The organism is Halomonas sp. DN3 (assembly GCF_024137905.1).
GTDB classification, from domain to species: Bacteria; Pseudomonadota; Gammaproteobacteria; order Pseudomonadales; family Halomonadaceae; genus Halomonas; species Halomonas litopenaei.
Genome location: NZ_CP099965.1, coordinates 14,675 through 32,451, shown reverse-complemented (window position 1 = coordinate 32,451; position 17,777 = coordinate 14,675). Strand labels below are relative to the sequence as shown.

Sequence of the window (17,777 nt, the reverse complement as noted above, 5' to 3'; positions counted from 1 at the left end):
CAAGGAGTTTTCCATGACGATGCGTTCCTGGCTGTTCCCTCTCGTGCTCTCGCTGACCTTGTCGGCCTGCGCTTCCACCACCCAGGTACAGACGACGACACCTCTGGACGCCAGCGCCGGCTGGGCGCTGGCGCCACTGGCCAACCACTCGGAGACGCCCCTGGCCGGCGAGCGCGCCCAGGGCACCCTGCTGACCCTGCTGCACCGCCACGGCGTCATGCCTCTACGAGAAGTGCCTCGCAGCGGCCCGGTCAATCCCCTGGCGCTGGACAATGGCGCCGACCGCCAGGCAGCACTCGGCTGGGCCCAGCAACAGGAGCTGGCCTATGTGGTCACCGGCGCCATCGACGAATGGCACTACAAGACCGGGCTGGACGGCGAACCCGCCGTCGGCATCAGCCTCCAGGTGCGCGACGCCAATACGGGGGAACTTCTATGGAGCGCCAGCGGCAGTCGCGGTGGCTGGGGGTTCACCACCTTGAGCGGCGTTTCCAGCGACCTGATGGCCGAGCTGGTCGACGCCCTGCCACTTGCCAGGTGAGCGACTCATGAGCACGCCATTGATCGACCACGAGCCACTGACGCCCATCGACGGTACTCCGGTGAGCGGCCTCGATGACCTCCATGTCAGAACGCCGGGCCACCCCAGGCGCATGACCGAGACACTGGTGATGGCGGGAATCTTCGCCGCCCTGGGGCAGCTGCTGATGGCCAACGCCGCACCGATGCTGTCGCCAGGGGTTCCCTGGTGGTTGCTGGTAGCGCCTCTGTTGTGCGGACTGCGCTACGGCAGTGGCTACGGCATCCTGGCCGCCGGCGTCGGCAGCGCCGTGGCCTACTGGGGGCCGACACTGCTGTCCACCCAGACGCCCGGCGCACTGGCATTCGCTGGGGCATCGCCGCTGATCACCGCCTTCGGGCTGGCGCTGGTCGGGCTGGTCAGTGGCGAGATGTGCTCGCACCTGCGCCGTCGCCTCGATCAGATGCACACCCTGTGTCAGCTGCAGCTCCATCGTCACAAGGCGTTTCTACGCCACTACCACGTGCTGCGCGTCTCCCATGACCAGCTGACCGAGCGACTGGCTGCGGCTCCCTTCACGCTACGCGACACCCTGATTCAACTGGAACGCGACTTCGGCGAACGCCCTGGCACGCCACCTGCTGCTGCCGATGAACACGGCCTGCAGCAGATCGCCAGCGAGCTTGTGTCCTTTATCGCCCTGCATAGCCGGGTGCAGCGCGCTGCCCTGGTGGCAGTGACCGACGGCAAGCCGCTGTCGACACCTCTGGCCTGGCTAGGCAGTCCCGGGGAGCTGGACCTTGAGCATCCGATGATCCAGGCATGCCTCGAGCATGGTCAGCTCGTTTCCCTGCGCGATGTCCTCACCGCTTCCTCGGATGCGCCGGTGGCGGTGATCCCGCTGAGCGATCTGGATGATCGTATTCATGCCTTGCTGCTGGTCATGGACCTGCCCTTCATCGATATGGATGAAGGCCAGATGCAGCGACTGGCGATCATCGGTGCAAGCCTCGGCGAGATGATCGCTCGCCGCTGCCTGCCAGCCCCCAGCCTGGCACGCAGCCTGGAACAGTGGGTCAGGCACGCCCGTCATCAACGTCTACCCTCGTTGATTGTCGCACTCGATCTGCCCCCCACACTGGCACCACGTCTGCCCGACATCGTCCAGCACTTCGAAGGTCGACGCCGCAGCGTCGACGAAGCCTGGCCGCTTGCCCTGCCCGACGGCCACCATCGTCTGCTGATCCTGATGCCGCTGGCAGGTCCCGAAGCGGGGCGCGCCCTGCAACAGCGGCTGTCAGTCGTGCTGGAGACGTATCTCGACGACGCCTCGACACTGCTGAACTGGAAGACCTGGGCCATCGACGGCTCCCGCTCCAGCAGCGACCTGATCGATGCCCTGTGGCCACAAGGAGCGCCCCATGTCCTGGCCTAGAGCCTTGCCGGCCACGGCGGCCATGACAGGACTGGCCGCTCAGGCACTCGCCCTGTCCCTCTGGCTGGCTCCGGAAACCCTCCTTGCCGGACTGCCCGGGGTATTGATCGGCACGCCTATGGCCCAGGGATTCCTGTTGCACGGTGCCGGCACCCTGGCGCTGTTTCTTGGCCTTCGCTACCTGGGACAACCAGGCGATTGGCGCTTCAACACGGCCACCGCAGCCGCACTGCCGGTGGTGGGCGGTCTCGGCCTGCTGCTGACGGAGGCTATCGTACTGCTGCCTCGCCAGGATGACCGTCAGCCAGCGTGGCGCCGCCACCCTTTGCCCTCGCTGCCCGACAGCCCGGTAACACCACCGGACGAAAGCGGCCAGGCGCTGCGAGAAGGGCTCGCCAGCGTACTGGCGCAGAGCCAGGACAGCCACCTGCGACAGGAAGCCCTGCTACAGAGCCAACACCTGCCCATGCGCACCGCCATCTCGCTGATGCGGCGAGGACTGGCCGACGATGCCGACGATATCCGACTGCTCGGCTACTCGATGCTCAACCGCCTCGAGAGCCAGCTCGAGCAGCGGATTCAACACCTGCGTCAGGTCATCGACAAGGAAGGGGACGCCTCGGGCCGAGCCCATGAGGCACTGGCCTGCCTGTACGCCGAATACGCCTATCTGGAGCTCGCCCAGGGGAGTGCCTGCGAACTGATGCTCAAGCAGGCTCTGGACAGCCTCGACCACGCCATCGACCGCGCCCCCAGCGCCGAAAGGTGGCGCCAACGCGCCAGGCTGGGACTGCTCCAGAGGCGCCCGCAGCAGACACGCATCGACCTCGACAAGGCCACCGCCCAAGGCGCGCCAGACCTGGCCGTGGCCACACTATCGGCGGAGCTTGCCTACCTGGAACGTGACACTGTCGGCTTGCGTGAAACGCTGGCTACCCTCGCCGACCACCATCATGTTCCGCCGCGCCTGCAATCACTTCGAGAGTTCTGGCAATGACCTTTCCCCGACTTTCCGCTACCGACGATCCCGCCGACGTGGTGTTGCTGCTCGAGGGAACCTATCCCATGGTGCGAGGCGGGGTGGCGGGCTGGCTCGACCAGTTGATCCGCGGCCTGCCACAGTATCGCTTTGCCGTGGTGTTTCTCGGCAGCCGATCCCAGGACTACGAAGGCCTGAAGTATGAGCTGGCCGACAACGTGGTGCATCTCGAGTGCCACTACCTGATGGGATCGACGCTCACACGATCGGGCCGTCGCCCAGGCGGCTGCCCGAGAGCCTTCGAACGCTCCCGTGCGCTGCACGACCGACTCGGCCAGCCGGGAGGGGACATCGATGACGCTCTGGCAGAAGTCGCCGCCCTGGTGGGACAAGGGTCGGGGCTGAGCCGCAACGACTTCGAGGGAAGTCAGCTGGCCTGGGACGAGATCGTCGAACGCTATACCACCTGCTACGACGAGACGTCCTTCCTCGACTACTTCTGGTCGGTACGAAACATGCACTCGCCCTTGTTCATGCTGGCCGATCTGGCCCGCCGCCTCCCTCGCGGACGCTGCCTGCACGCCATCTCTACCGGCTATGCGGGTTTTCTCGGCGCCCTGGCACGCCACCAGACGGGCACACCATTGATGGTTACCGAGCACGGCATCTACACCAAGGAGCGCCACATCGACTTGCTGGAGGCGGACTGGATTCATGCCCCGATGGATCCCTTGAGCCATGGTCTCAAGGCCGAGAGTGGTTACCTTAGACGCCTGTGGATCCGCTTCTTCCACAGCCTGGGGCGCATGACCTATCAGGCCGCCAGCGATATCACCACCCTGTACGACGGCAATCGTCGCCGACAGCTCAACGACGGTGCACCGGCAACCCGCTCCCGAGTGATCCCCAACGGCATTCGCATCGAGCGCTTTCGCCCGCTGCGCGAGGCGACCCAGGCCAATACCCGGCCGGTGATGGTGCTGCTCGGGCGGGTGACTCCGATCAAGGACATCAAGACCTTCCTGCGGGCCACCCGCCAGCTCCAGCTGCAATTGCCGGAGCTGGAGGCCTGGGTCGTGGGCCCTGACGACGAGGACCCCCTGTACGCCCAGGAATGCCGCGACCTCGCCGAACAGCTCGAGCTCGGCGAAAACCTGCGATTTCTCGGTTTCCAGAAGACCGAAGACATCCTCGCCCAGGCACGCCTGGTGGTGCTGACCTCGATCAGCGAAGCGCAGCCGCTGGTGGTACTGGAGGCACTCGCCGCCGGAGTCCCAGTGGTCACCACCGACGTCGGCGCCTGTCGCGAAATGGTGCTGGGAGATGGATCCCCCGAACAGGCCGCGGGCCAGGTGGTACCGATCGCCAACCCACAGGCCACTGCGGCAGCGGCGGCTACGCTGCTCAAGGATACGGCTGCCTGGCAGGCGGCGCGGGAGGTGGGCATCGAAAGGGTCGAACAGCACTACACGGAAAAACTGATGCTCGAACGCTACGCCGAGCGCTACCAGGTGGCCATGGAGGATGCCATGGCCGACAGCGAGGCGCCGGCCTGCGCAACAGCACGACATGGGCACAACATTGACGCTTGAGCGCTACCGGGTGGCCAGGACAGCGGCACGACTTTCAATTGAGGGGTAATCATGGCGGGTATCGGCTTCGAATTGCGGCGGCTGCTCAAGCAGGACAGCTATCTTGGTCTGTTGAGAGCCTACGGCTACGCCGCCCTGATCGGTTCAGGCCCCTGGGTGATATCGATTCTGGCGGTGATGACGCTTGGCATCCTGGCGGCCGCGGGCCAGGGCGACTCCCCGATGTTCATCACCGATTTCCTGGTATCGGTGACCTGGCTGGTAGCCGGCTCGCTGATCTTTACCGGGCCACTGCAACTGACCTTCACTCGCTTTACCGCAGACCGACTCTACGAAGGCCGAGACGACGAGGTGCTGCCCAGCCTCAAGGCGGTGCTGACCCTGACCACCGTCGCCGCGCTGCTGGCTGCGATTACCATCGCCTCGACCCTGGCCGATGCCAGCCCGCTGGCCTATCGCGTACTGATGGTCATGGGCTTCGTACTGCTGTGCAATCTCTGGTGCGTGGCCGTCTTTGTGGCCGGGGTCAAGCGCTACCGGCAGGTACTGGCGGCCTTCGCCCTCGGCTATGCGACCACGCTCGGCCTCGGCCTGTGCTGGCAAGGCCTTGGCATCACCGGCCTGCTCGGTGCCTTCGTCATCGGTCAGACACTGTTGTTGTTCGTGCTGCTGGCCATGGTGACTCGCCACTACCCCAGCCAGCGGCCCTGGTCGCTGGCCTTGCTGATGCACGGCCGATGGCAGCCAAAGCTGGTGGCGATCGGACTGTTCTACAATCTGGGGGTGTGGATCGACAAGCTGGCGTTCTGGTTCCACCCCGCCACCTCGGTGCCGATGATCCCCCCCCTGCGTGCGGCACCGCTGTACGACCTGCCGCTGTTCCTGGCCTATCTGTCCATCGTGCCCGGCATGGCGATCTTCCTGATGCGTATCGAGACCGACTTCGCTCTCAACTGTCAGCGCTACGACCTTGCCATCCGCAGCGGCCGCTCGCTGGAGGAAATAGAGTCCTGGCGCAGGGCCATGGTGATCAGCGTGCGGCGCGGCATCTATGACATCATCAAGGTCCAGGGTGTCACCGTGGCGGCTCTGCTGCTGGCGGGTCCACACCTGCTCGAGGCGCTGGGTTTCTCCGACTGGAACCTGCCCATCTTCAACCTGCTGCTGGTGGCAGTCGCCATCCAGGTACTGTTCCTGGCGGTCCTCAATGTGCTGTTCTATCTCGACCGGCTGACACCGGCCCTGTGGCTATGCGTCGCCTTCTGCGCCAGCAATCTGGGCTTTACCCTGATCACCCAGCACCTGGGGCCCGACTACTACGGCTACGGCTATGCCCTGTCGCTGCTGCTGGTCGCCGTCATCGGCCTGCTACGCCTGGACCAGGAATTCCAGCGTCTGACCTTCCATACCTTTATGCGTCGGCGCTGAAACCGGGTACTCGGTCGGTCGGCAAGCATCGACTAAAAGTAAGCGCTCGCAAACTCCCGGGATCCCACAGATATTGACAGAAAGGGAGGAAGACGGGGGCTACGTCAACCGCGAGAGAATGCCAGCAGCCGGTCGAGGCCGTCGAGGGTGGCCTCCAGGGCGCCCCGGTGGGTGTCGATGACATCTTGACCGGCCTCGCTCAGCCGCTTGCGCTGTTCTGCGTCCTCAAGCAGCGCGGCGACACGCTCGACCAGCTCGTCGGCGTCGGCGATCTCGACCAGCGCGCCGGCGTCTCTCAGCAGCTGGGCCACGTCCTCGAAATTGTCGATATGCGGACCGGTCACCACCGGCACACCCATCAGCGCGGGTTCGAGCAGGTTGTGGCCGCCGATGGGCACCAGACTGCCGCCGACGAAGGCCAGGTCCGCGGTGCCGTAGAGCGCCTGCAGCTCACCCATGCTGTCGCCAAGATAGACCTCTGCCCTGGCGCTGGGGACGCGCCCCCGGGAGCGCCTGACGGTCTCGAAGCCGGCCTCCTGGCACAGCCTGGCGACCTCCTCGAAGCGCTGCGGATGGCGCGGCACCAGCACCAGCAGGATATCGGGAAAACGCTTCTGCAGGCGGCGCTGGACCCCGAGCAGCAGCTCATCCTCACCGGGGTGGGTGGACCCGGCGACCCAGATCGGGCGATGCCCGATGGCTGCGTGCAAGCGCTCACTCACCTTGAGAGATGCATCATCAAGGGCCATGTCGAACTTCATCGATCCGACGACCTGGATGTGGTCGGACGCCATGCCCAGTTCGACGAAACGCTCGGCATCCTCACCGGACTTGGCCGCCAGCCAGTCGACACAGGCCAGCGACTCGGCCATCAGCGGTCTCAGGCGCCGATAGCCACGAAAGGCACGGGGTGACAGGCGACCATTGACCACCGCCACCGGGATACCCCGCCTGGCGCAGGCTCTCAGCAGGTTCGGCCACAGCTCGGTCTCGAAGAAGATCGCCTGGCGAGGGGCCAGACGCTGGACAAAGCGGCGCGCGGCGCCGGGAAAGTCGAGCGCCACGAAGACATGGCTCAGGGGAGCGGCCGCCTCCGCCTCGGGAACGTCGTCCACCAGCGAGAGCACTCGTTCGGCACCGGTGGCGGTCATGGTGCTGACCACCAGTCGGTGATCGGGATGGCGCAGGCGCAGGGCGCGTATCAGCGGGCGTGCCGCCACCACCTCGCCCACCGAGGCGCAGTGCAGCCATAGCCGCGGACGCTCGTCGGCGAAGGGCCGCAGACAGCCCATCCGCTCGCCACGAGCGCGATCCGGCAGCTGTTCGCGCCAGACCCGTCGCCAGATCAGCGGCGACAGCAGTCCGATGGCACCTGAATAGGCGAGCCGTGGCCAGCTCACCCTCAGCTCTCGCGATCGAGGATGGTCGAGATCATGGCGGTGGTGGAGACGCCATCCTCGAAGCCGAGCACCTTGACCTCGCCCCCGGCGTCACGCACCGCTTCGCCGCCGGCGATATCCTCGGGCCGGTAGTCCCCGCCCTTGACCAGCACGTCCGGCAGCACCGATTCGATCAAGCGAGCCGGCGTATCCTCGGCGAAGGGCACCACCCAGTCCACCGCGCCGAGCCCGGCCAGCACCTGCATGCGGCGATTGAGCGGATTGATCGGCCGCTTGGGGCCCTTGAGCCGACGGATCGAGGCGTCGTCGTTGACCGCCACGATCAGCCGGTCACCGAGCTGGCGGGCGTGCTCCAGGTAGGCCACGTGGCCGGCATGAAGAATGTCGAAACAGCCGTTGGTCATCACCACTCGCTCGCCACGGGCCTGGGCGGCGCGCACCGCCAGCACCAGCGGTGATTCCTCGATGACGCCGAATTCGGCCAGCTTGTCGCCGTGCAGCGCGGTGTAAAGCTCGGCGATGGACAGCGTCGCGGTGCCGGGCTTGGCCACCACCAGACCCGCCGCCAGATTCGACAGGGTCATGGCCTCGGCGAAGCCGTGACCGGCAGCCAGCGCCAGGCCCAACACCGCGATCACGGTGTCGCCGGCGCCGGTGACGTCGTAGACCTCACGGGCCCGAGTCGGCAGGTGCAAGGGGTCATGGCCTTCGCGAATCAGCGTCATGCCCTTCTCGCTGCGGGTGATCAACAGCGCCTCGAGCTCGAGCTCCTCGCGCAGCGCTTCGCCCTTGGTGGCCAGGATGTCGTCGCTGGGGCAGGGCCCGACCACCGCCTCGAATTCGGCCAGGTTGGGGGTGATCACGCTGGCACCACGATAGCGCCGGAAATCGCTGCCCTTGGGGTCCACCAGCACCCGCTTGCCGGCCCGGCGCATCTCCGGGATCACCATCTCGACGTTGGCCAGGGTGCCCTTGCCGTAGTCGGACAGGATGATCAGGTCGAAGTTGTCGGTGGCCTCGATCAGCCTGGGCGCCAGCTCCGAGGTGTCGATCTTGTCGAGTCCATCCTCGAAGTCCAGCCGGATCAACTGCTGATTACGGCTCATCACCCTGAGCTTGGTAATCGTGGGCATGCCGGGGGTACGGTGAAAGTGAGTACTTACACCCACCTCCTCCAGGCGCGCGGTCAGACGGTCGGCATTGTCGTCGTCACCGACCAGTCCGGCCAACGCCGCGTGGGCGCCCAGGGAGGCGATGTTCAACGCCACGTTGGCGGCGCCGCCCGGACGATCCTCGCACTCTTCCACGCGCACCACCGGCACCGGGGCCTCCGGCGAGATCCGGGAGGTGCCGCCGTGCCAGTAGCGGTCCAGCATGACGTCGCCCACCACCAGCACGCGGGAGCGCTCAAGCGCGGTCAGATCAAGCTTCATCGGGTGACTCCCTATCGAGGTCGGTGCGGTGTTGCGAGGCGGTGTCGGCGAGCAGGGTATCGAGTCGCTCGATCACGTCGTCGGCGCGAATCAGCGACATCGCATCGGGATGGCGGACCCGCTGGCCCCAGGTGATGGTGTCGGGATCCGCCTGGAGGAACTCCCGGACGGCGTCAGGGTAGCGATTGACCACGTAGTCGCGCCACAGGTAGGGCGCGGCGCGATCGGGGTTGGTGGTGGCAAACAGGCCCACCACCGGGGTAGCCAGGGCGTTGGCCATGTGTACCGGGCCGGAATCCGGCGCGATCACCACCCGGGCGCGGTCAATCAGCGCCAGCAGCCCCTTGAGCGAGGTGGCGCCGATGGCGTCGATCACCGCCTCGGGGTGACACAGCGACTGAATGCGCGAGCCCATCTCACGCTCCTGGGTACTGCCGCCCCCGGTCATCACCGTCTTCAGACCAAACTGGGTCCAGGCGTGCTCCACCACGGCGGCGTAGCCTTCCGCCGACCAGTTGCGAAAGTTGCGCAGGCGCGGATTGGCACAGGGACTGATCAACAGGTAGGCGCTGTCGCCGGTGAGCTCCCGGGCCTCGGCGTAGGCGCTGTCCGGCACCGGCAGTCGCCACTCCAGCGAGGTATCCTCGACTCCCAGCAGGCGCGCGAAGTCCATGAACGACTCCAGCACGTGGGCCCGCTCACGCGGGGCCAGCTGACGGTGGGTGAACCAGTATTGGCGGTCCTTGGCCCGGGCCGGGTCGAAGCCCACCCGCACCTTGGCCTTGAGTCCCAGCGACAGCACGCTGGCTCTGAGCGCCTGCTGCATGTGCAGCAGCACGTCGAAGCGTGTATCGGCCAGCTCGCGCCATAGCGCCCGCATGCCCTTGAGGCCGGTCGACTTGTCGTAGACGACAAACTCGACCCCTGACAGGCCGGTCAGTAGACTGTATTCGCCCTTGCCGACGATCCAGGTGATCCGCGCCTCGGGCCATTGGCGCTGCAGGGCTCGAACCGTGGGCACCAGATTGCACACGTCTCCCAGGGCAGAGAGACGCAGCACGCCGATGTGGGCAGGACGAGCGGGCAGAGGATGCTTCATGCGGTTGGCAACGTATCAGTCAGGAAAGGTGGGCATTTTATACGATGCCACCAGTTTATGTGACGCTGTACCGCGGCCACAAATCGGACCCGCTCTGCTGGCGCCAGAATACTGGCGCGAGGCAGGCCTGGTGACCGGACAGGCGCCGGGTCGCGGCCAGAGTCTGTTTCTCGAGGTGGGCGATCGTCAGTGGGTGCTGCGGCCCTACCGCCGCGGCGGTCTCGTCGCCCGGCTATCGACCTCCCGCTACCTGTGGACCGGGCTCGAACGCAGTCGCGCCTTTCGCGAAGTGCGTCTGACGGCGCGGCTTTACCAGGCCGGCCTGCCGGTGCCGCGGCCGGTGCTGGGAGGCGTCGTTCGTCATGGCCCAAGCTACGAGGCCGCGCTGATCACCGAACGCCTGCCGGCCACCCGAGCGTTGGCAGAGCATCTCGGCAGCGGTGATCTGGCCCCGGGCCTGCTCCATGAAGTGGGCCAGGTCATCCGACGCTTCCACGATCATGGCCTCGACCATGTCGACCTCAACGCCCGCAACCTGCTGGTCGACGACAGCGACCGGGTCTGGCTGATCGACCTGGACCGCTGTCGCCTGCGCGCCCCTGGCAAATGGCGCGAGGGCAATCTGGCGCGACTGGGACGTTCGCTGGCCCGCTTCTGCGTCGACGAGAGGTCGGCCCAGCAGGCGCTCGAAGAGATCCGCCGCGGCTATAGCGACGCCTAGCCTGTGATCGATAGCGGCCTTGATCGATAGCTGCCTGTGATCGATTCTCGGCTTCAAAACACCTTTACAGCACCACCCACATCGATAGCGACCGCTTACTCACATCTCTGAGCAAGCGGTGTCACTCGTCAGACGGCAGGCCGGCCAGCGAGCACGTCGTCATAGACCTGAGTCAGCCCCTCAACATGCTGTGACAGCAGGAAGTGCTGCTTGACCCGACGTCGCGCCTCTTCGCCCAGACGTCGCCTGAGCTCGCCATCTTGCGCCAATTCCAGCATGGCGGCGGCCCATTCGGAGGCGGATTCGGGGTCTGCCAGGCGGCCACTGTGAGCGTCGATCAACTCGGGGATGGCGCCACTACGCGAACCAATCACCGCCTTGCCGGCGGCCATGGCCTCGATCACGGTCAGGCCGAAGGCCTCGTTGCGCGACGGCACACAGACCACGTCGAGCACCTCGAACAACCGCGCCAGGTCACGCCGAAAGCCGGTAAAGGTGATGCGCTGCGACAGTCCCTGCTCGGCGACCAGCGCCTCGAGCTCGGCCACGTACTCCTCACGACTGCCCTCCTCGGCGCTGAGTCCACCGATGATGACCCCATGGATATCGAGCGCCGGATGCTCGGCGATCAGTCTCGCCAGGGCCTCGACGAACACCCGCTGGCCCTTGCCGGGCGTCAGTCGCCCCGCCACTCCGATGGTGGTGGCCGACGCCGGCAGCCCGAGGCTTGTGCGCAGGGCGCGCCGCTCGCCGGCGTCCAGACGCGGCGCCAGCGGCGCCGGGTCGATCCCCAGGTACAGTCGCTGGATACGCTCGGCCGGCAGAGCGAAGGCCTTGACGTTACGTCGCCGGGTCGCCTCGCTGATGGACAACAGCCGCGACACCCGTCCGTAGGCCCAGCGGTGATACAGGTCCTTCTTCGGCCGGGTGACCCCCATATGGTCGGTGAACACCACCTTTAGCCGAGGACGCAAGGTCGCCAGCAGAGCTGCCAGGCGCAGGTCGCTGGACTTGTGGCAGTGCAACAGGCGGATGTCGTGACGAGCCAGGTACTCAAGCCACCGGCGCACACCGAAAAGCGCCGAGCCTCTGGAGCGGGCAGTCAGCGTCGGCACACCGGCATCATCGAGGCTCCTGGCCACCCGCGACCCGCCCAGTGCCAGGGCATGCACCTGCCACCCCTGAGCGGCAAGCTCCGGTATAATCCTCGAAGGATACATTTCCAGTCCGCCCCAGCCGTCCGACAGGCAGATGTGCATGACCTTGTGACTCAAGGTGGTCTCCTTTCCGATAGCGGGGCTCGGGAGCCCAAATGACAGCAACGACGGCCTCGGCCGACGCTCGTGCCCCTCGACTGCTGGTGGTACGCAACGACAAGCTTGGCGATTTCATGCTCGCCTGGCCAGCACTCGCCGCCCTCAAGAAGGCCAAGCCCGCCCCTCATGTCAGCGTGCTGGTACCCGCCTATACGGCGCCGATGGCAAGGCTCTGTCCGTGGATCGACGACGTCGTCATCGACCCGGGTGAACAGGCGCCGAAGGATGCCCAGCGCGCCCTGCTGGCGACGCTGCGCCAGAGCAGTTTCACGGCGATGCTGACGCTCTACTCCACCACCCGCATCGGCTGGCTTGGTCTTCGCTCGGGGATTCCCCTGCGCATGGCGCCAGCCACCAAGTGGGCCCAGCTATTCTACAACCGTCGCGTCACCCAGCGCAGATCCCGTTCGGCCAAGCCTGAATACATCTACAACCTGGAACTGGCCGAGGCCATGATTCAGGCGCTGGGACTCTCGTCAGGACAGCCGTCGCAACAGCACCCCGCGCCCCCCTACTGGCCCCTGGCCCCGCAACAACGTGACGCTCAGCGTAGCGCGCTGGGCCGGGCGCTGGGGCTCGACGACACGCGCCCTTGGGTGTTCCTGCACCCGGGCAGCGGCGGCTCGGCGGTCAACCTGACTCCCGAGGCCTACGCCGGGCTTGCACAGGGTATCGATCGGCGCCTGGCCGAGTCGGGTGAGCGTCCGCCCCACTGGATCCTCACCGCCGGCCCCGGCGAAGACGCCGTGGCCGAGGCCCTGGTCAAGACGCTGGACGAGGCTGGGCTCAGTGCTTACCGACAGCCGGCCTGCGCAGGGCTCGCCGACTTCGCTCGCAGTCTGGCGGCGGCCGACGCCTTTATCGCGGGTTCCACCGGCCCGCTGCACGTGGCAGGCTGTCTCAACCTGATCACCGTCGGCTTCTACCCGTCCCATCGCTCGGCCACCCCGCTGCGCTGGCAGACCTGCAACGACGCCGACCGGCGACTGGCGTTTCATCCACCGACGGATGCAGCTCACCAGGACATGTCGGCCATCGACCTGGAGACCGCCGCCGCCGCCACTGCAGCGCGTCTGAGGAAGGTCAACCACCATCGGTCGACGGCATAGCAACAGCGTATCGGCGCATCCCACTCGCCACAGCGTATCGGTTGTTGGCACCAGCACCCCATCAAGCCCTTCGTATAGGCAGGCCCCATGACCCCGATTACCGGCATCATCATTACCCTCAACGAGCAGGACAACGTCGAGGAGGCCATCGCTTCGCTGGCTCCGGTGTGCGACGAGGTGATCGTGGTCGATTCCGGCAGCAGCGATGACACCGTTGCCCTGGCCGAGGCCGCCGGCGCTAGAGTGATCCATCAGCCCTATCTGGGCGATGGCCCGCAGAAGGCCTTCGCCGTCCCCCAGGCGTCACATGACTGGATCCTGGCGCTGGATGCCGACGAGCGCCTGGACGACGACGCCGTGGCGGCGATTCGCGAGCTGTCGCTGGACGACCCGCGCAAGGCCTACCGCTTCAAGCGTCGCAACTTCGCCGGCCGCCACTGGATTCGCGCGGCGGGTTTCTACCCGGACCCGGTGACCCGGCTGTACAACCGCACCACCTCGGGCTATCTGCCCAAGAAGGCGCATTCCTCGGTCCAGGCACCGGAGGTGGTCGACGTGGACGCCCATCTGCGTCACTTCACCTACCGTGACCTGTCCCACTGGATGCAGCGCATCGATCAACTGTCGACCCGCGACGCCTGGGCGATGAAGGAACGTGGTGTCACCCCCTCGTCGACTCGTCCCACGCTGCACGCGATGACCGCCATGCTGCGCAAGCTGGTGCTCAAGGGCGGGCTGCTGCAGGGCCAGGATGGCATGACCGTCGCCATCACGACGGCATTCCATGCGTACATGAAGTATGCAAAGCTGAACGAACTGTACGAGAACGAGCGAGCCGATCGCTGATTCGTATCGGTTTCACGGAACGACACCTGGCGCCTCGATCATGCCCCTGCACCGCCCCGCCACCTCGACCTGGCTTCGCTGGGCCGTCCATCTGATTCTCGGCCTGTCCGTGGGCCATGCCCTGGTCATGGTCACCCGACTGCCCGGCTGGTGCCTGCCGCTGCCGGCACTGGTGTGGTGTGCCCTGGCCGGATGGAAACGCTGGGGCGCGCCACCTCCGCCACGGCTGCGGGTGCAGGTGATCCCCTGGGCGCTGGCGCCACTGGCCTTCTGGGGCATCTACGTCTACCTGGCCAACAGCTTCGGCCAGGTGGACATGGGCGCGGTCTATTTCCACCTGCAGGCGGGCATTGCCAAGCACGGCGGCAGTGAGCGCAGCGTGGCGGCGATACTGTACACCGCAGCCATGTTGCTGATTCTGGCGGCCTACACCTGGCTGGTGCGAGCCGACTACCGCTGGCAACGCTGGGACCACTGGCTGGCCTTCGTGCTGCTGGTCGCCAATCCGATGTTCTACTCCATGGGCCAGCGCGGCGCGGCGGTGGTCACCGATCCCGGCACCTGGCTGGAGCGTCGCTACGTCGAACCGGTGATCCTCAAGGCGCCACCGCAGCCTCCCAACCTGCTGTTGATCTACCTGGAGAGCCTCGAGCGTACCTACGCCGACGAGGCCCGTTTCGGCGACGCCTACGCCGACCTGGCCGCGTTGGAAGCGGATGCTGTGGTGTTCGACAACGTTCGCCAGCTCGACAACACCGGCTGGACCATGGCCGGCATGATCGCCAGCCAGTGCGGCACACCGCTGATGCCCGCCGGCCTGCTCCACGACAGCCAGTTCGAGCCGCTGCACCACGTGGTACCCGGAGTCGCCTGCCTGGGAGATCTGCTCGCGGGGATTGGCTACCGCCAGACCTTCATGGGCGGCGCCAGCACTGAATTCGCCGGCAAGGGGCTGTTCTACGAAGACCACGCCTACGACCGCGTGCTGGGGCGCGAGCAGCTCGCAGGCCGCCTCGACGACCCGGACTACCTCAATAGCTGGGGCCTCTACGACGACAGTCTGTACGCCATGGCGGAAGAGGAAGCAAAGCGCCTGGATCGTCAGGACGGTCCCTGGAACCTGACCGTGCTCAATCTGACCGCCCACGCCCCGGCGGGCTATCCGGCCAGGGCCTGCCAGGCCAATCAGGGTGAGCACGACGGTGTGGATATCCTGTACGCGGTGAAATGCTCGGCCTGGCTGACCCGCCGGCTGATCCAGCGCCTTGGCGACCAGGGCCTGCTGGAGGACACCCTGGTGGTGATCGCCAGTGACCATCTGACCATGCGTGTCTCGGCCTGGGATCAGCTGATTCAGACGCCACGCACCAACACCCTGATGATGATGGGCAATGCGCTGACGCCCCAACGCATCTCGACCACCGCCACCACCATGGACACCCTGCCGACGCTGCTGGAGGCGATGGGCTTCACCATCGACTGGCACCGCGCCGGACTGGGCGTCTCGCTGTTCTCGAACGATCCGACCCTGGCCGAACGCTACGGCCTGGAAGCACTCAACGGGTACATGCGTGAAGAAACCGCGCTGCAGCAGCGCTTGTGGCAAGGCCTGGCCCCGGCGTATCGCAACGACGGACAGCCCGACAGCCCGCCCGAGGCGCCCCAGCAGCCTTGACCTTGGCGTCTACCTGCCTGGGCGCCCATATGAAGAGTAGCTGGCGACAGGGCGCCTGGATGACGACCAGGACGGCTGGACAAGGCTTCACAGACGACACCTTGCCCCGGATCACTCGTTGCTGGCGTCGATCCGGTTCGGGGCCTCGTCTGTCAGGATCGCCTCCAGCACGCTGTCCACAGTGATCTGCTTGAGGCAGTTGGTATGCCCGAGCGGGCAATGTCGCTCGAAGCAGGGCGAGCAGGACAAAGCCAGATAGTGAATCCGGGCGTTGTCGGTCAGCGGCGGCGTATAGGCCGGCGACGAGGAGCCATAGATCGCCTGGATACGCGTCCCTACCGCGGCGGCCACATGCATCAACCCGGAGTCATTGGTCACCACCTGACGACAGTCGCCAAGCAGGTCGACGGCATCCTCCAGGCGGGTCTCGCCACACAGGTTGTGGGAATGCTCGAGACCGGTCACGATCTCCTCGCCCGCCGCGTGATCCTTGGGCCCACCCAGCACCCTTACCTCGAACCCTTGAGCAATCAGCTCCCCGGCCAGGCGATGGAAGTAGGCCAGCGGCCACTGCTTGGCGGGGCCATATTCCGCCCCTGGCATCAGGCCAATGGCAGGACGCACGCCGAGTCGATGTTCATCATGCAACCGCGCCAGGTTGATCGCATCCTGACGCAGCCGTGGCTGGGGAATCTCGAAGTCGCCGGCAGCGGCAGCGTCCGCCGGCAGCCCCAGCGAGACGAAGCGCTTGACGGTCTGGTCGAGCACATCGCGCTGCAGCTCACGGCGCTCGTTCAACAGGCCAAAACGGTGTTCCCCGGTGAACCCGGTTCGCCTGGGTATCCGCGCCAGAAAAGGCACCAGTGCCGACTTCCAGGAACGCGGCAGCACGATGGCATGATCGAAGCGTCCCTTGAGCGACCTGGCCAGCCGTCGTCGGGCGGAAAACCCAAAGACGCCGTGTCCGACGCCCAGCTCGACGACCTCGTCGACCTCATCCATGCGCTCGAGGATCGGCCTCGACCAGGCAGGAGCCACCACCGCCAGGGCGGCGGCGCCCTGCTGCTTCAGCGCCTTGAACAACCCCTGGGCCATGACCATGTCACCGACCCAGCTGGGACCGACCACCAGCAGCCGCTGGCCCGCCAGCCGCGGCTGCGCCATGACCGGCGCAGCTTCAGCCATTCAACCACTCCAGGTAGCGGGTCACGCCCTCGGCCACGGTGTGGAATTCCTTGTCGTAGCCGGCCTCGCGCAGCCGCGAGATATCGGCACGGGTGTAGCTCTGGTAGCGCCCCTTGAGCTCTTCCGGGAAGTCGATGTAGTCGATGCGGCCCTTGCCGTAGAAGTCGATGACCGTCTCGCCGATGGTCTTGAACGGCTCGGCGCGGCCGGTACCGAGGTTGTAGATTCCCGACACCTCGGGGTTGTCCAGAAACCACAGATTGACGTCGACCACGTCGCCGACATAGACAAAGTCACGGCTCTGCATGCCCGCGTCGTAGCCGTCCCAGGCGCCGAACAGGCGCAGGTTCTCGCCGGCGCTGATCTGGGTGTGGTGATGGAAGGCCACGCTGGACATCTTGCCCTTGTGCTGCTCGCGGGGGCCGTAGACGTTGAAGTAGCGAAAGCCCACCACCTGGGTCTTGAGTTCGGCCTGGCGCGAGCGCACGTACTGGTCGAACAGCAGCTTTGAGTAGCCGTAGACGTTGAGCGGCTTCTCGTGCTCGGGGGACTCCACGAACACTTCGCTGCCGCCGTAGGTGGCCGCCGACGAGGCGTAGAGGAAGGGAATGCCCTCCTGCTCGCAGAAGTGCAAAAGCTCCTTGGAGTAGGTGAAGTTGTTCTCCAGCATGAAGCGTCCATCCCACTCGGTGGTGTCCGAGCAGGCACCTTCGTGGAAGATCGCCTCGATGGGCGGAAGCTGGTTCAGCTCGCCGCGCATGTGGGCCTTCACCCGGGACAGGAACTCGTCCTTGTCCATGTAGTCCCCGAGGGTCAGGTCCGCCAGGTTGACGAACTTGGTGCCGTCCCGCAGGTCATCCACCACCAGGATGTCGGTGCGCCCCCGGTCATTGAGGGCCTTGACCAGATTTGAACCGATGAAGCCGGCTCCGCCTGTCACTACGATCATGGGAAAACCTCTGTTGGCGCTGTGCCTATAACCGAATTGCCTGTGATTGTATACTTGACGGCTCGTGAATTCATGGCCAACGGTGCTTCC

At 66.0% G+C, this 17,777-nt stretch carries 15 protein-coding genes; 9 read left to right on the top strand and 6 right to left on the bottom strand.

All coding sequences use genetic code 11. The annotated features are described in order from the left end of the window. Nucleotides 1-13 precede the first annotated feature (13 nt). From NKF27_RS00120 to pelG, 5 genes are read left to right on the top strand one after another with little or no spacing between them, the layout of a single operon-like run. Entirely contained in the window at nt 14-541 is a 528-nt protein-coding gene (locus NKF27_RS00120) for a hypothetical protein (protein ID WP_253554810.1), read from the top strand. Between the two features lie 7 nt (nt 542-548). Further along, nucleotides 549-1,955 (top strand): PelD GGDEF domain-containing protein, encoded by a 1,407-nt coding sequence (locus NKF27_RS00115; RefSeq protein WP_253554808.1) that lies wholly within the window; start codon nt 549-551, stop codon nt 1,953-1,955. After that, entirely contained in the window at nt 1,942-2,952 is a 1,011-nt protein-coding gene (locus NKF27_RS00110; protein WP_253554807.1) for a hypothetical protein, read from the top strand. The genes NKF27_RS00115 and NKF27_RS00110 overlap by 14 nt, the downstream gene beginning before the upstream one ends. Next, on the top strand, nt 2,949-4,526 hold the full coding sequence (gene pelF / locus NKF27_RS00105; RefSeq protein ID WP_253554805.1) for a GT4 family glycosyltransferase PelF: 1,578 nt from the start codon (nt 2,949-2,951) through the stop codon (nt 4,524-4,526). The genes NKF27_RS00110 and pelF overlap by 4 nt, the downstream gene beginning before the upstream one ends. A gap of 51 nt (nt 4,527-4,577) precedes the next feature. Beyond that, nucleotides 4,578-5,954, top strand: coding sequence for an exopolysaccharide Pel transporter PelG (gene pelG / locus NKF27_RS00100; protein ID WP_253554803.1), 1,377 nt, complete (start codon nt 4,578-4,580; stop codon nt 5,952-5,954). Between the two features lie 104 nt (nt 5,955-6,058). Here pelG and waaA read toward each other — a convergent pair whose 3' ends face one another. From waaA to NKF27_RS00085, 3 genes are read right to left on the bottom strand one after another with little or no spacing between them, the layout of a single operon-like run. Next, nucleotides 6,059-7,354: a lipid IV(A) 3-deoxy-D-manno-octulosonic acid transferase gene (gene waaA, locus NKF27_RS00095; protein WP_253554801.1), complete on the bottom strand. Its 1,296-nt coding sequence runs from the start codon at nt 7,352-7,354 to the stop codon at nt 6,059-6,061. A gap of 2 nt (nt 7,355-7,356) precedes the next feature. Continuing rightward, nucleotides 7,357-8,787 carry a bifunctional D-glycero-beta-D-manno-heptose-7-phosphate kinase/D-glycero-beta-D-manno-heptose 1-phosphate adenylyltransferase HldE gene (gene hldE / locus NKF27_RS00090; protein WP_045990977.1) on the bottom strand — a complete coding sequence of 477 codons (1,431 nt, stop codon included), beginning with the start codon at nt 8,785-8,787 and terminating at the stop codon, nt 7,357-7,359. Beyond that, nucleotides 8,777-9,886 carry a glycosyltransferase family 9 protein gene (locus NKF27_RS00085; protein ID WP_253554800.1) on the bottom strand — a complete coding sequence of 370 codons (1,110 nt, stop codon included), beginning with the start codon at nt 9,884-9,886 and terminating at the stop codon, nt 8,777-8,779. The genes hldE and NKF27_RS00085 overlap by 11 nt, the downstream gene beginning before the upstream one ends. On the opposite strand from NKF27_RS00085, the gene NKF27_RS00080 reads away from it, so the two are divergent. Beyond that, a complete protein-coding gene (locus NKF27_RS00080) occupies nt 9,885-10,607 on the top strand; it encodes a 3-deoxy-D-manno-octulosonic acid kinase (protein WP_045990975.1) in 723 nt (240 codons plus the stop codon). The two genes, NKF27_RS00085 and NKF27_RS00080, sit on opposite strands and share 2 nt — an antisense overlap. 128 nt (nt 10,608-10,735) lie before the next feature. Here the strand turns inward: NKF27_RS00080 and NKF27_RS00075 are convergent, their stop codons facing one another. After that, the gene (locus tag NKF27_RS00075) at nt 10,736-11,881 is read right to left on the bottom strand and encodes a glycosyltransferase family 4 protein (RefSeq protein WP_253554799.1); all 1,146 of its coding nucleotides are present in this window, start codon (nt 11,879-11,881) and stop codon (nt 10,736-10,738) included. 38 nt (nt 11,882-11,919) lie between these two features. Between NKF27_RS00075 and NKF27_RS00070 the strand changes: the two genes are divergently transcribed. The 3 genes from NKF27_RS00070 to NKF27_RS00060 all read left to right on the top strand — a co-directional run bounded on the left by NKF27_RS00070 (nt 11,920) and on the right by NKF27_RS00060 (nt 15,553). Further along, a complete protein-coding gene (locus tag NKF27_RS00070) occupies nt 11,920-13,032 on the top strand; it encodes a glycosyltransferase family 9 protein (RefSeq protein WP_253554798.1) in 1,113 nt (370 codons plus the stop codon). Nucleotides 13,033-13,119: 87 nt separating this feature from the next. Continuing rightward, a complete protein-coding gene (locus NKF27_RS00065; RefSeq protein ID WP_045990973.1) occupies nt 13,120-13,878 on the top strand; it encodes a glycosyltransferase family 2 protein in 759 nt (252 codons plus the stop codon). 40 nt (nt 13,879-13,918) lie between these two features. Then, a complete protein-coding gene (locus NKF27_RS00060; RefSeq protein WP_253554797.1) occupies nt 13,919-15,553 on the top strand; it encodes a sulfatase-like hydrolase/transferase in 1,635 nt (544 codons plus the stop codon). Between the two features lie 111 nt (nt 15,554-15,664). Here NKF27_RS00060 and waaF read toward each other — a convergent pair whose 3' ends face one another. Both waaF and rfaD read right to left on the bottom strand, forming a co-directional pair. Next, nucleotides 15,665-16,717 (bottom strand): lipopolysaccharide heptosyltransferase II, encoded by a 1,053-nt coding sequence (waaF, locus tag NKF27_RS00055; protein WP_253556531.1) that lies wholly within the window; start codon nt 16,715-16,717, stop codon nt 15,665-15,667. Nucleotides 16,718-16,730: 13 nt separating this feature from the next. Beyond that, the gene (gene rfaD / locus NKF27_RS00050; RefSeq protein WP_108131940.1) at nt 16,731-17,687 is read right to left on the bottom strand and encodes an ADP-glyceromanno-heptose 6-epimerase; all 957 of its coding nucleotides are present in this window, start codon (nt 17,685-17,687) and stop codon (nt 16,731-16,733) included. Nucleotides 17,688-17,777: the final 90 nt, after the last annotated feature.